This window comes from Endozoicomonas sp. ALC020, from assembly GCF_049275935.1.
Classification (GTDB): Bacteria; Pseudomonadota; Gammaproteobacteria; order Pseudomonadales; family Endozoicomonadaceae; genus Endozoicomonas_A.
Genome location: NZ_CP184830.1, coordinates 5,775,540 through 5,790,107, shown reverse-complemented (window position 1 = coordinate 5,790,107; position 14,568 = coordinate 5,775,540). Strand labels below are relative to the sequence as shown.

General features: G+C 48.9%; 9 protein-coding genes. 2 read left to right on the top strand and 7 right to left on the bottom strand.

What is annotated here, in order from left to right:
• Positions 1 to 8: 8 nt before the first annotated feature.
• From mukB to ACOJUO_RS21190, 3 genes are read right to left on the bottom strand one after another with little or no spacing between them, the layout of a single operon-like run.
• Positions 9 to 4,412, bottom strand: coding sequence for a chromosome partition protein MukB (gene mukB / locus ACOJUO_RS21200; protein ID WP_422138075.1), 4,404 nt, complete (start codon positions 4,410 to 4,412; stop codon positions 9 to 11).
• Complete coding sequence (locus ACOJUO_RS21195; protein WP_422138074.1) at positions 4,409 to 5,161, bottom strand: chromosome partition protein MukE; 753 nt, start codon at positions 5,159 to 5,161, stop codon at positions 4,409 to 4,411. The genes mukB and ACOJUO_RS21195 overlap by 4 nt, the downstream gene beginning before the upstream one ends.
• A complete protein-coding gene (locus ACOJUO_RS21190; protein WP_422138073.1) occupies positions 5,151 to 6,503 on the bottom strand; it encodes a hypothetical protein in 1,353 nt (450 codons plus the stop codon). The genes ACOJUO_RS21195 and ACOJUO_RS21190 overlap by 11 nt, the downstream gene beginning before the upstream one ends.
• A 449-nt stretch (positions 6,504 to 6,952) precedes the next feature.
• Here ACOJUO_RS21190 and ACOJUO_RS21185 point away from each other — a divergent pair, with 449 nt between their 5' ends.
• Complete coding sequence (locus tag ACOJUO_RS21185; RefSeq protein WP_422138072.1) at positions 6,953 to 7,357, top strand: PPC domain-containing DNA-binding protein; 405 nt, start codon at positions 6,953 to 6,955, stop codon at positions 7,355 to 7,357.
• On the opposite strand, the gene ACOJUO_RS21180 is transcribed toward ACOJUO_RS21185, so the two are convergent.
• The 4 genes from ACOJUO_RS21180 to ubiG form a co-directional block, all read right to left on the bottom strand.
• On the bottom strand, positions 7,329 to 8,969 hold the full coding sequence (locus ACOJUO_RS21180; protein ID WP_422138071.1) for an HAD family acid phosphatase: 1,641 nt from the start codon (positions 8,967 to 8,969) through the stop codon (positions 7,329 to 7,331). The two genes, ACOJUO_RS21185 and ACOJUO_RS21180, sit on opposite strands and share 29 nt — an antisense overlap.
• Before the next feature lie 144 nt (positions 8,970 to 9,113).
• Positions 9,114 to 9,887: a YciK family oxidoreductase gene (locus tag ACOJUO_RS21175; protein WP_422138070.1), complete on the bottom strand. Its 774-nt coding sequence runs from the start codon at positions 9,885 to 9,887 to the stop codon at positions 9,114 to 9,116.
• On the bottom strand, positions 9,880 to 10,599 hold the full coding sequence (locus tag ACOJUO_RS21170; protein ID WP_422133906.1) for an HAD family hydrolase: 720 nt from the start codon (positions 10,597 to 10,599) through the stop codon (positions 9,880 to 9,882). The genes ACOJUO_RS21175 and ACOJUO_RS21170 overlap by 8 nt, the downstream gene beginning before the upstream one ends.
• A gap of 8 nt (positions 10,600 to 10,607) precedes the next feature.
• A complete protein-coding gene (ubiG, locus tag ACOJUO_RS21165) occupies positions 10,608 to 11,315 on the bottom strand; it encodes a bifunctional 2-polyprenyl-6-hydroxyphenol methylase/3-demethylubiquinol 3-O-methyltransferase UbiG (protein WP_422137110.1) in 708 nt (235 codons plus the stop codon).
• A gap of 532 nt (positions 11,316 to 11,847) precedes the next feature.
• On the opposite strand from ubiG, the gene gyrA reads away from it, so the two are divergent.
• Positions 11,848 to 14,469, top strand: a complete 2,622-nt coding sequence (gyrA, locus tag ACOJUO_RS21160) for a DNA gyrase subunit A (RefSeq protein WP_422138069.1) — start codon at positions 11,848 to 11,850, stop codon at positions 14,467 to 14,469.
• Positions 14,470 to 14,568: the final 99 nt, after the last annotated feature.

The window sequence follows — 14,568 nt, the reverse complement described above, 5'->3', positions numbered from 1 at the left end:
GTCAGCCATTAAACACTTTCCAAAGCAACAGGCTTGCTTCTGACTCCTGAAAAAATAACGTGCTCATAAGGTTCCATTAGACGCACCATACGGTACGTCACGCCATTCTTTGGAAGAACGTTGTCCGGAGCGCCTACCAGCAATTGCAATGACTGATTGGCACAGAGTTCTTCCAGAGTCTGGAGTGCCCGGGCATCCAGTCGCGCCGCCTCATCAAGGAACAGCAGGCGATTGGCTGCATGGCCGTTTCCTTCACGGTTCTGGGATTCCCAGGAGTGCAGCACCATGGTGAGTACGGCCAAACCTGTGCCTATGGCTTCACCGGTAGACAGGTTGGTCGGATTGGCTGCTTCAAACTGGCTGCTACCTGCGCGTTGAATCAGAATGTTAAGTTTGATGTACTCGCGATAATCGAGCAGCTTCTCCCCGGTAATGGTGCCACCTGTTTCCCGTTTGAATATTGCCGCAAGGGCATCTTCAACGGTCATTTCAGGCTGTTTGAAAAGATCGCCATAGAACTGGCTTTGCAGGGCATCCAGTACCTTTTTGAAGCTCTCAATCTCCTGCACTTCGATTTTGATAGAGCGGATGGTGCCAAAGTGAACGCTGGACAACGCAGAGTTAAGTTGAAAAATCTGCTTCCGCTGTCTGTTAATACTGCGTTGAATGTTCTGGCCCATGTATTCCGATTCAGCAAGGAACTGCTCTTCTGCGTCCTTGAGTCGCTCTTCCAGTCGAACCAGATGTTCTTCAAGTTGTTCCAGTGCCTGTCTGGGGTCATCAGAGTTGGAAATGGTTTTATCCATTCGCTCTGCCAGTAGTTGCTGGGCATAAAGAACACATTCAAACAGGTCGGGCAAGTCGGAAGCACTGGCTTGGGACAAGCGTCTGAGCAGGGTATTTTCAGGTTCAGACTTGAGAGCCTGTTCCAATCTCGCCCGGGCGGTTGAAATATTTTCTTTTAACGCTTCATTACTCTCATGGAGTAATTGCTGAGAGTGCAGCCGAGTCATTAAACCGGACTGACTGGCACGCTCCTCAATCGCTGCCCACTGTTGCTTTGCTGTCTCGCACCTTGGGGTAATAGATTGAATGTCTTTCTGCAGGGCTTCTAAATGATCCTGTAGTTTATTCAGCTCTGAGCGACGTTCCGTGACTGACTGGAACAGGGTATTGTGTTTTGGCTCAAGGTCTTTCAGTTGCCGGATGACCTCGTCCAAGCGAGCTTTCATCTGCTCTGTCAGTGTTTCATGCCAATCCAGTGGGATGCCTTTGATCTCGTTTTCTTTGAGCAGGAGCTGACCTTCATTGTGTTGCAGTACGCTCTTATCGGCAGACATATTACTGTTAAGAGCCTGCAGCTGATCCTTAAGGAGTTCGAGTTCTCTCTGTTGGACCTGTTTTCTGGAGTCTTTTTCTTCCCATTCCCGTTTCAGGGATTCTCTCAAAGAGCTGGTTTCGTTCTGACGATGGACTGAGTTTTTAAAGCGCAGGTTTGGCAGGGTCTGTTCTGTGCGCTGGAGCAGATCAATAGTCTTACCTGACTCGGCTATCTGGTTGCCGAGTTTATCAAGACTGGCCTTGAAGACTTCAATGTCTTCAGCCGGAGGGGTATCAAGGTATAAACGACTGCTTTCCAGTTGACTGATATTTTCAGAATGTATTTTGATCCATTCGGCGGCTTCGAGGCACTGAGTCTGCCGGGACTCCAGACTCTCCACTGTCATGGCAAGATCGACTTCATCAAGAACAGTGGCATTGGATTGTTGAGAGGCCAGAAAAGAGACAACATGGTTAAGCGTTTTTAACTCTGTATCTTTCTGAGTCCGGGTGGCCTGAGACGATGTGAGCTGGTTTTGACAGTCTTCAATGCTTACGGCCAGTGACTGGAGGTCAGGCTCCTCCTGGCCAATCCACTGCGATAAAGGTGCCATCCTGTCGAGCAGAGTAAACTGTTTTTCAAGTTTCCTGCGGTTGACGGCCAGCGTTTGTCTCTCATCGAGAATGTTTTCTTCCCGTTCAATGAGTCTTGCTCTCTCTTTCTCGCGGGCCAGTTTACCGAGAGTAGGAAATTCAGGTTCCTTGCTGAGACGGGAAATGTTCTTTGAAAGATTCACCAGTACACTGCCGTCTTCATCCTGATGTAACGGTGATTCAATGAAGAGGTCTTCAGAAAAGCTGGTGCTCGAATCACCCTCAAGCAACCAGACATCGTCAGGGCGATCAGTTTCCTGTCTGATCAGTGCCGCTGCCTTCTCAACATCCTTTACCAGTAGCGCATTGCGTAAGGGACCCATTTTGGCTTCCAGCCAGGCGGCTTCTGCCAGTGAAATCTCATCTTCATCAAAGAACTGGCTTACCAGCTGACCCTTTGTCAATTCCGCCAGTCTTTGCAGCTGGATCTGCTCTTTTGAATCGCAGATTTCAAGCCCTTTCAACCTGAGTCTCAGGGTGCTCAGTTCGGTCTCAAGCCCAAGGTCCTGACGATGGCAGATATTCTGCTGTTCGGTCAATGTATAGCGAAGAGTACTCAGCTCCTCCGGCTGTTCTAATTGAATATCGTCGTTTAGCTCAAACAGCTGTTGTTTGAGACTTTCATATTCCAGCCATTGGGTATGATCTTTTTGCTTTTGTAAACGCTGTTGTTCCAGCTGCTGCTGCTTCACTTTCAGGTCCTGAATGGCATCGGAAAGTGTACTCAGTTGTTCACTGATCAGGGCTTTGTCCGTCTCTCCCTGCTTCAGGTGAGTCAGCCATTGTGCATGGTTTTTTATGGCATGGTTGAAGGGGGAGGGTAGTCTGGCGATGCCTTCTTTAAGTCGTTGTTGTTCTGCCAGTTTGCGTTGTGTTAATTCCAGCCTGTCCTTTATAACCTTTATTTGACGTGTATCATGCTCTTTTGAGCGCTTTACCTGAATCCACTTGTCTGATAACTGGCCGACATTGGCGGTAGACACTTCACTGTTTTCAAGGAGAGACAGGATCGGTAGACACTGATCAAAGTGATGTCTGATATTTTCCATCTGCTCCAGCAGGGGCCGTTTAACATGATACTCTGCTGAGAGTTCGCTGCGCTGCGCAATCGTCTGCTGAAGAATCTGACTGAGGTTTTTTTCACTCAGGGTCGCATCCGACAGATGGCTGCGACACTCTTCAAGGCTGGCTAAAGCCTGATTATAGAGTCCGGCTTTACGGGCTTCTTCAGAATAAGCATCTTCAGCGTCAGCCAGCTGTTTAACGAGTGATCGAACGTCCTCTTCTATTTGTTCCAGTTGCTGGTTTTGTTGCTGTTTTTGAGCTTCCAGTATTTCAAGTTGTTCGTTCTGTTGTTGCAGGCGTTCATGAATATTGTCATTTTCTTGTTTCAGCAGTCTGGACTCAGTGTGGATTCGGTCCAGTGTTTCGGCCTGTTCCTTTTGAGTACGGGCCATGGTTTCATGAGTCTGGAGCTGTTCCCTGGTACTTTCCAGTTGCTCTATTTCAAGCTCAATTGCGCTGATTTGCTGTCGTTGAGCTGTGATATCTGACTCAGTGCGCTCAGTCTGGTTCTGGCAATCAATCAGCGACTGCTCAAGTTGGACCTGAAGTCTCTGTGCCAATGCTATGATGTTTTCGCCCAGTTTGTAGCTTGAATCCAGTAACTCTTTAATCAGCTCCCGTTTTTCACGGGTATGGTGAATACTGTCCCGTGTTTTGCGAGTTTCCTGCAAAGCATTCTGCATGGAACCGACCGACTTTTTAACATTTTCTTCCGATGTTAGCAGGTAGTCCCGGAGCCCTTTTTGCATTTCAGAAGAAAGGCCACCATACAGGCTGGTTTCCAACATTCGATAATAACGCTGGCGGTCTCTGATGTTTTCCATTCTGCGGGGAATGATCCGGCACTGAAATTGCCAGTCCATAAACTGGCCGAGAGATTTGAAGCGTTTCAGTGTTCCGCCCTGAATGGCAATCTGATTTGAAAGGGCGTTTCCTTCCAGGGCATCGTAACGATTCTCACCCGCAGGACTCATCATCAGATCTTTTACTGATATGTCTTGGTCTATGCCCGAAATGGCAAACATTTTCAGCTCGACTCTGGGCTTTCCAAGGCGCTTTAGCTGGACGACGGCGATGACACGTTCACCGTTGTACAGGGTGTAATCCACCAGAGAATAACAGGTGCCTTTGTCAATGCGTCCCCAGATACCATTATCGCTGCGATCCTGACCGCTGTCGGAGTTGTTTCTTAATCTTACCAGACGATTGTCTGGTACCCGGTTAACCAGCAGTGCGCCCATAATGGTCGTTTTGCCGGCCCCATTATGGCCAATCAGGTTGCTCATCCACTGGTGCAATGAGAGAGTTTTAAAGAATATCCCTCGAAAGTTGACCAGCGTCAGACTGTTAATCTGCGTACGTGTCTGACTCATGCTTCGACTTCCTTAATCTCTTCATTGCCTTCAACGGAACCTTTGTTTTCTGCTGCCGGTTCGTCGCTGTTTAGTGTTTCATCCGTTACTGATTCGTCTGCCACTTCTTCGTCTGCCTCCAGAGAAATAGAACCGGATTGCACCAGCTTTTCCAGACTTTCCCGGGTCATTTGGCTGCTTCTTACAGGTTCAATAAAGCGCATCAGGGGGGATTGGGTCTGAACTCTGTCTGCTTTTATGCCATCCATGCGGATCATGCCGAGCTTCGCCAGTTGCCGCAGTGACCTCTTGAGGGTTTCCATAGCTTTTTCACGATCCAGCTGGGTATCGATTTTCTTTCTGTCCAGCAATCGTGCCAGCCGCTTGTCGTCTACAAGCATCCGTAAACGTTCAAACAAAGAATCCGCGTGAGTCCAGCCGCCGCCTTCGAGCTGTTCCGGGTCAAGGTGATACAAGGCCAAAAGCTGGCCCAGAACCATGCTGAGTTCGTCGAGCTTTTTAGAGCGAATCAGATTTTTGTTGCCCAGTTTTGGCTGCAGGTAATAATAGTCTTCCTGGGCACAAATCAGATCTATACCATAACGCTGGTAATGCCCGTCAAGCCAGGTTTCGCCTGCCTGTAACATGCTATAGAGATGGGTATGTCTGGCATCAATATGCTCACCCCGGCGCAGTCGGCTGTCCAGCTCGGGAAAGAGATCGTCGTTTATGACATCGGCCAGAGTCTGGTAGGGGTTGTTAGCATTCAAGCGAAGATTCTCTCTCTGATGTGATGGGTTTTGTTAGCTCTAATTGCAGGTGTTCGGCTTCGAGGTTGGGCATGATTTGGTGCCAGAAACTTTCAGGAATATCCTGAGCATTACGGAAATGGCCCAGTCTGGTCATGGCTTCGAACAGCCAGCCCGCAGATGGCAAAAAATCGGTCATGGGTAGGGTGTTGGCAAGTTCGCTTAAGGCTTCCTCATAGGAGGGAAGATAGCCTTTGTCAGAAACCCGTGTTTTTAGCCATTGAGCGATCGCTGTTTTACGGCTTTCAAGATCGTCCATGTCGGTCATGCTCTCTTCATCCATGATGACCCGGGACTGACTGGTTTCAGGCTGGGGCGCATCAATTTCTCTCAGTCGAAGTAAAGGAGCGTCGCTGCAAAGATTGAGATACCAGGGGTTCTGATCATACTGTTGAATGGCGTCCAGCGTTCTTTCCATCAGGGCTTTGCGTTCATCCATGTTGATAAACTGGCGGATATATTGATGGGCGCGTTGATGGAAACTTTCCCAGTGTGCCAGTCTTTCTCCGCTCCAGTGCTCAATGCGATCAAGGTGTTGCTCGAGTCTGAACACCGAGTGGGCTGCAAGATGTCTATTCGCTGTTTCGCAGGCCTGGGAAATGGCTTCCAGAAGTTGTCTCAGGTCATGACAGGAGGCCAGCAACAGTTGTTGAAGATCCTGTAATCGGTCCTGGGTATCATTCAGAAGGTGTTCACACTGTGTCATGGCATTTTGCCAGTCTTGCTTCAGCAAGGCGACGACGTCAGACCGTGTTTCTATGGCTTCCTGGTCCAGTTGTCTCTGTCTATGATCAATCGCGGTGACGAGTTGCTGTACAGTGACATCCAAGGGTGCTTCGATTTGAAGACGCCAGTACTGATCGTTACCATCATTGATAGCAGCATCCCTGATCTCCCGCAGGTGGCTGGCGACTGTCATAAACAGTGTGCTCAATGCGGTATGGGAGGCGTCAAAGCCTGTGCAGATGGATTCAACGATTTGTTCTGAAACGGGAGGAAGCAGGTAAGCGTGCTGTTTTTCACCGATACCCTCCAGACAGATCAGCAGGTTTTGATCCATCATTCGACGAATAGTTTCATTGCAGCGTCGTTCAGATGTGACGGAATCACTGTCTATAAGGTGTTTATCAACCTGTTCATAGACGATATGAAGCTCTGCTTCGCTGAACTCTGGCTGAGATTCCTGATCTCTCCAGTATCTCAGGGTAGCAAGAAATGCTAGCTCTGCGGGTTGCAGGTTAAGTTTTTGACCGCTGGTTAAAATGTTGCTGATCAGTGAAGGAATATCACGAGATGCCGTCAATCCGCACTCCCTGGCTGCTTAATGTGAAAATAAATGTTATGCCACGCTGAATCTGTGATTGAGATGGCATTGATAGAGTCAAGGCACGATTATGGAAAACCAAACGAGTCTCGTAAAGTAGAATTGATAAGCAGTAAGTAATGCAGTGAATAATACTGTGCAAACAGAGGTAGTTAGTCAGGAAAACGGGCACTGAAATACGGGCAACTGACAATAGGGAATGCTGAACAATTTGACTAAGTAACTGGTTAGGTACTTAAAGTAAGCCCCGGGTTTTACGGCGCTTTGTCACGACCGGTTATCTGGTTGGTAGCAGAGCTTTTTAAGAGGGTGGCCCGGCTTTTCAGGGCTGCCCTTGCTCTCTGTCAGTAACCTGTTCTTTTCTGCGAGTTTGTTTTCTTTTCTGCGTTTGTTAAGCTCTTTCCTAAGGTAAAACAGATCTGGGTGTTATGAAAACGCATAGTCAACGTTTGCTTCCTGGCGATGATCTCTATTTCGAACTCCTGACCCTTGCCAAGGAATGGCCTGCAGCCTTTCTGTTATCCTGCGTGGGAAGTCTGAAAGTGTTGTCGCTCAGATTGGCCGGAGCAGAGCAGGAGAAGATACTTCAGGGCCCCTTCGAAATTCTTTCTCTTTCTGGCACCTGTTGTCCATCAGGGCTCCATTTGCATATCTGTGTGGCGGACAAGGAAGGGCGTGTTTTTGGTGGTCACTTAAAACCGGGGTCGATTATTGAAACCACAGCAGAAATAGTTGTGGGTATTCTTGACGATACCTGTTTCACCCGGGAAGCAGATGATGAAACAGGTTATCTGGAGCTGGTGGTCAAAAAGGCTTCGCAGGCCAGTTCCTGATCAATTTTCGTCTGATGTTGGCTTGCTCTTCACTCGATAAATCACCAATGTGCTTACCGGCATAATCGCTGTAGATGGTAACAAGTCGACGTGTATTTAATGGGTTGGGAATGATCATATACTGACGGCCAAACCTGTCTTTATTGGCTGCCACGGATGCTTTCAGGTCTGGGTCAAAGCCATTTTCTTCAAGGCCAAAGTCAGAGAGTGTGTCACCAATATAAAGTGCGATCTGATGTTTTTTTCTATCAACCTGTCCGCTGGTGATCGCATGTCGCTGAGAAGTTTTTGTGCAGTTCTTCAGCTCGACCTCAGTGCAGTGTTCACCTTTTAATAAAACGTGGGTTTCGTCTGCATCTGGGTAGCCAAGCTCCCTTAATTTCCTGACCGTAAGCGTTTCTATGTCTTTCTTGTTGCCCTGCCGACCAGACGACACTGGTGTTTCGGAGACATAAAAGATATCAAATCCTTTTTCCTTTGCGCCAGCAAGAAACTCGGGAGCTCCGGGGGTTGGCTTTGCATTTTTTTGTTGTTCAAGGTGCCAGTTAAACAGATTCTGTTCTGATCCTGGTGCAGGTAGGTTCAGGTCAGGATTTTGGGGGGTGTATTGTAATATGGTACCGTTGATGTTCACGACAATAGCAGGGTTCTCCATGGTTTTCTGATTCATTTTTGCCAATATTCTTGTGGATTGATTGTAAGCCTGATGCGTCAGGGCATGATAATCCGCTGATGAGTTCATCCACAGCATTGCATTAATGTTGTGCAGTGCAAATGTTGGGTCCTGTATCTGCGCGAAGTGAGAATAGTTCAGCGCATTCAATTTGGCATCGTGCTTCTCATCAGGAGACAGCTGGTTGAAGTTCACCGTCACCACAGCATGCTCCCAGCTTCCATAGACAAGGTTGGGAAAGAAGATCCAATCTTTGCCGAATCTGCTTTGGTTTTGCTGAACCCACTGTTGTCTCCTGTTGAAGTGATGGCCTTCCACTTCTGCCAGATCATCCAGCTGGTCACCCAGAAGCATCAGTACGTGATAGCCCTTGTCTCTGATTTTCTGACGTTGGTTCTCTTTACTTAATGTTCTATTGTCTGTTTGCTGAAAGAGTAGATAATCAGCTCCTTTGATCGGGAATCCCAAGCGTTTTAGTTTGGCCAGGGAAAGTTCCTTGGCTTCATTAAAACGAGCGCTGACATAGAAGATGTCTATCCCTTGGTTATCAACCTCATTCAGAAAGTCTAAGGCACCGGGCAAGGCTTCCATCTTCTGATCTTTCCACCAGGCTAAAGTAGCATCGACGTTTCTTGCACCGTCGGTCCCCACCATACTTGAGAAATAGGTGGTGCCCTCGATCAAAGTGTCATCAATATCAGTCACTATCGCTGCACGCTTGCCTTTCGGTAGTTGATTCAGTGCGTTGCTGAGGTTGTCTCTGGCCATGTTAAAAGACTGGTACACCAGTGCTTCATATTCCGGTGAGTGTTGTTGCCAGTTGGACGCAACGACTTTTTCTTCATTCAATTCTCTCTGGGAATAATCATCAGGACGTGCTGACAATGCAGATGTGTATGCTGCCATTATGAGCAGGATTGAAGTTTGAGCTATGGCCATGAATTCCTCTGTCTGATCGATTTATCGGCGGGCTTCGAGGATAAAATCTAGTCGAGGTTTCAGGGAAGGCGTGTTTTTTTGTAACGGGTTGTTTGCCGACAAGGTAAATAATGACCCACCGTTTAAGTGGGTCACACGGCGATGTCAGAGTGTTGCAATGTTCTCTGGATCACCCGGAAGCTGGGCATGAAAGGCTTTGCCGCTGACTGAGTGACTGTCGTCTCCCATCAGATACAGATAGACTGGCATAATATCTTCAGGCGTCGGACGACTCATCGGGTCCTCTCCGGGGTAAGCAGAAGCTCTCATGGCTGTGCGGGTGCCTCCGGGATTAATCGTGTTGACTCTCACCTGACTGAGGCCGTCCTCTTCGTCGGCCATGACCTGCATAAGCCCTTCGGTAGCAAATTTCGAAATGCTATAGGCTCCCCAGTGAGCGCGCCCTTTATGGCCAACGCTGGATGAAGTGAAGGCAATAGAACCCGATTCAGCCTTGCGGAGCAGGGGGATTAGTTCTCTGGAGAGCAGAAAGGGGGCGGTCACATTAACGTGCATGACCTCATTCCATTTGTCCAGATCGAACTGTGCAATGGTCTTGAGTTCGCCCAACAGACCTGCATTGTGCAGAAGCCCGTCCAGTCTGCCAAATTCTTTGTCCAGAGTTTCCGCCAGGTTGGCATAGTCCTGTTCAGAGGCTCCGGCGAGGTTCATGGGGTAAATAGCTGCCTGGGGCCAGCCATTTTTTTCAATCTCGTCATAGACCTGTTCAAGCTTGCTGATGGTTCTGCCCAGCAGAATGACGGTTGCGCCGTGGCGTGCAAAGGTCAGGGCTGCCGTACGGCCAATACCACTGCCTGCACCGGTGACCAGGATGATTTTGTCCCGGAGGAGGTTGTCGGGTGCGGTATATTCAAACATGCGTTGCTCTCCGTGGCAGCTGCCACTTATACTTTTCCAGCAGCGGAAGAATCTCTTCTGCGGACGAAACCTTGTAATCAGCGTGCCATTGATCCGGTGTATCTATGGGGCTGATAAAACCATAGAGTGCTGCAATAGTCACCATTCCTGCATTTCTGCCAGCCTCGATATCACGCAAATGATCACCTATATAAATGCACTTTGCCGGGTTGGCATCTGTTTGCTGGCAAGCTACCAGCAAAGCTTCCGGGTTGGGCTTGGTCTGTTTGACATGGTCTGGACAGATCAATGTTTTTGAACGCTGGCTCAAGCCTGCCTGATCCAATAAGATTTTTGCATAAGCTGAAGGTTTATTGGTGACGACTCCCCAGGGAATGGTTTTGTCATCCAGAGTATCCAGCAGCATTGGCATTCCGTCGTACAGTTTTGCAGCCTTTTCCCTGCGATCATTGTTGATATATTCATTGTATTCTTCAAGAAGCCTGGTTCTGAGGCTTTCGAGCTTCGGATCAGGTGGCTCTATACCATAGGCAAGTTGAACAAGCTTTCTTGAGCCTTCCGAAACATGGCTTCGAATCAGTTCACTATCAATCGCTGGCATATTGTCGTCTGCCAGCATTTTGTTAACGGTGAAAATAAAGTCTTCCGAGGTGTCCAGCAATGTGCCGTCCAGATCAAAAAAAATACCTTCAATGGCGTTCGTTTGGCTCATCGGGATTCTCATTGGGGCTCTGGTTTGCTGCCGTAGATCAGGTAATTAACGTCAGTGTCTGACTTCTTGAGGGAATAAACGCCAGTAAACGGGTTGAAAACCATGCCTGTCATGTCGTGTACTTCCAGATCGGTCTGGCGCATCCAGCTACAGAGTTCATGGGGTTTAATGAATTTACTGTGCTCATGTGTACCCCTGGGTAGCATTTTTAGAACATACTCGGCTCCGACAATGGCAAATAGCCAGGATTTGGTGTTGCGGTTTATCGTAGCAAAGAAGATCTTTCCGCCGGGTTTGAGCAGCTTTTCACAGGCGCGAATAACGGATGCAGGTTCGGGAACGTGTTCCAGCATTTCAAGGCAGGTGACAACATCAAAGGTGCCGGGCATCTCTTCTGCCAGCTCTTCCACCGGAATTTTACGATAATTGACTTCGACTTCACTTTCCATGCTGTGCAGGCGAGCTACAGAAAGTGGCGCGTCGCCCATGTCGATGCCAGTCACCTCTGCGCCGCGAAGTGCCATGGATTCGCTGAGAATGCCGCCACCACAGCCAACGTCCAGTACTTTTTTTCCGGCCAGACCCACTCGCTCGTCGATGTAGTTGAGGCGCAGCGGATTGATTTCGTGCAGTGGCTTGAATTCACCCTCCATGTCCCACCAACGGCTGGCCAACTCTTCAAATTTAGCAATTTCGGCTGGATCGACGTTTTGCACTGGGCGTGGTTCGTCCTGGTTTGCAGTCATAGTGTCCAGATTCTCATGCGGTTGTGTTGAATGTGCGCCGGGAAGCGGGTCTCTCTGAAAACCGCTTTATGCGAAGAATAACGCAAAAAACCAATTTCGAGAGTCGGTTGATTTCCGAAAGTAACAGCGCAGTTTGTATTCTTGTCTGCATTATACAGACAGAGTTATCAGAGTTAAGTATTCCTGTTATCCGGATACTAAAGAGTTACTATGTCGTACTTCTGTGTCATTTTTTATTCACAAATATTGTTGTCAACGCATAGACTTGCTCGCAGTAGGGCTGGCAGCTGTGGTATTATTTCCTACTTAATATGAAAAAAGTAGCCATGCCCTTTTTATCGTTAAATTCATTTCAACGCTCCTTTCTATTCAGACAGGAACTGAATGATTGCTTCCACATGGCTGCGTGTTGATTGAATTGTTCGGGTTTCCGGCCTTCCGGGTTGAGAAAGGGTGCTGACTGGTATCCGTTGGGCGCAAGCTAAAGGACGACTGGGTTTACATGACTGATATCGCCAAAGAGATTCTTCCGGTAAACATCGAAGACGAACTCAAGCAGTCCTATCTGGACTATGCCATGAGTGTCATCGTCGGGCGGGCACTGCCCGATGTACGTGACGGACTCAAGCCGGTCCATCGGCGAGTTCTCTTCGCAATGAACGAGCTGGGCAATGATTGGAATAAGCCCTACAAAAAATCAGCTCGTGTGGTGGGTGATGTGATCGGTAAATATCATCCCCACGGTGACTCTGCAGTATATGACACCATTGTTCGTATGGCTCAGCCATTCTCTCTGCGATATATGCTGGTAGACGGGCAGGGTAACTTTGGTTCCGTGGATGGTGACTCTGCAGCGGCCATGCGTTATACCGAAATCCGGATGCAGAAGATCAGTCATGACATCATGGCTGACCTGGATAAGGAAACGGTCGATTACGTGCCTAACTATGATGGCACGGAACAGATCCCTGCTGTTATGCCTACCCGCATTCCCAATCTCCTGGTGAATGGCGCTGCCGGTATTGCCGTCGGTATGGCAACCAATATACCTCCTCATAATCTGACTGAAGTGGTCAAAGGTTGTCTGGCGCTTATTGATGATGAGAGTCTGTCTGTTGATGACCTGATGGAATACATTCCGGGTCCGGATTTCCCGACGGCTGGCATTATTAATGGTCGTGCGGGCATTTTGCAGGCCTATCGAACCGGGCGTGGTCGCATCTATATTCGTGCCCGAGCGGATATTGAGCACGATGAGAAGAGAAACAAAAGTACCATCATTGTTACCGAGCTTCCTTATCAGCTGAATAAGGCCCGGCTGATTGAAAAGATCGCCGAGCTGGTTAAAGACAAGAAAATTGAGGGCATTTCCGAGCTGCGCGACGAGTCTGATAAAGACGGTATGCGGGTCGTGATTGAGCTGCGTCGTGGCGAGGTGGCTGACGTAGTACTCAACAACCTCTATGCCCAAACCCAGCTTGAAAGCGTATTTGGTATCAACAATGTTGCGCTGGTGGATGGTCAGCCAAAACTCCTGAATCTCAAGGAGATGCTGGAAGCCTTCATTCGCCACCGTCGTGAAGTGGTGACCCGCAGAACCGTTTATGAGCTGCGAAAAGCGCGTGAGCGGGGTCATTTGCTGGAAGGTCTGGCCGTAGCGCTTTCCAATATTGATCCGGTAATTGCCTTGATCAAGGATTCTCCAACGCCTGCAGAAGCTAAAGAGAAACTGGTGGCTCAAGGGTGGCAGCCCGGTCACGTGCTGGAAATGGCAGAGCGTGCCGGAGCCGATGCCTGTCGACCTGAAGAATTACCTGCAGAGTTTGGCATGAGAGAGGATGGTCTCTACTATTTGTCCCCGGCTCAGGCTCAGGCAATTATGGACATGCGTCTGCACAGACTGACTGGCCTGGAGCATGAAAAACTGCTCAGTGAATACCGCGAGCTGCTGGAAAAAATTGCCGAGTTACTACTCATTCTTTCCAGCTCTGAGCGTTTGATGGAAGTCATCCGCGAAGAGATGGAAAAAGTGGTTGAAGAGTATGGCGATGAGCGTCGCACTGAAATCACCAGTTCACGCCGGGATCTGACCGTTGAAGATCTGATTTCTGAAGAAGACATGGTCGTCACTCTGTCTCATGGTGGTTATGCAAAAACCACATCGCTCGACACCTACCAGGCACAGCGCCGTGGTGGTCGGGGTAAGTCTGCCGCTTCGGTAAAAGACGAAGATTATGTTGAACATATGTTGGTGGCCAATACCCATACCCAGATTCTTTGTTTCTCCAGCAGGGGTAAGGTCTATTGGTTGAAGGTCTATCAGATTCCGGAAGCTGGCCGTACTTCACGTGGCCGCCCAATTGTGAATATCCTGCCTCTGGAAGAGGATGAGCGGATTACGGCGATGCTGCCTGTAGAAGAGTATACCGAAGGTCACTTTGTCTTTATGGCAACGGCTGCGGGAACGGTTAAGAAGACGCCTCTGGAGCAGTTTTCCCGTCCAAGAACCAGTGGTCTGATTGCCCTGGGTCTTGATGAAGGCGATACTCTTGTGGGTGCTGAAATTACTACCGGTGAGAAACAGGTTATGCTGCTTTCCAACGCCGGAAAAGCGATCCGCTTCGAAGAGACTGACGTGCGCGCCATGGGCAGAACTGCCAGAGGTGTGCGTGGTGTCAAGTTACAGGATGCACAAAGAGTTATCTCTCTGATTATTCCCGAAAACGACACCCAGATTCTGACCGTCAGTCAGAATGGTTTCGGTAAACGTACGGCGGTAGAAGATTTCAGAATCACCGGGCGTGGTGGTCAAGGGGTTATTTCCATGCAATGTACCGATCGGAACGGTGAGCTGGTTGGTGCTATTCAGGTGCAGGATGGAGAAGAGATCATGTTGATCTCTGATCAGGGGACCCTGGTGAGAACCCGTGTCGATGAAATATCTGTCATGAGTCGTAATACCCAGGGTGTTACCCTGATCAAGGTTCAGGAAGGCGAGAAGCTGGTCGGTGTTGCCAGGGTTGAGGAGCCGGAAGAGCCAGAGTATTCAGCTGAGGGCAATGAAACCGAAGAGGCTGGGGAAGAAACCTCTCAGGCCGAACCTGATGAAGGGCAGGAAGGCTGATTCTGTATTCCATAATTTAACGCCAGCATCATGCTGGCGTTTTACTTGCCGGGATGTAATTTATCCCTGAGATGCAGGAGCAATTTCAGCGGCAGTTAC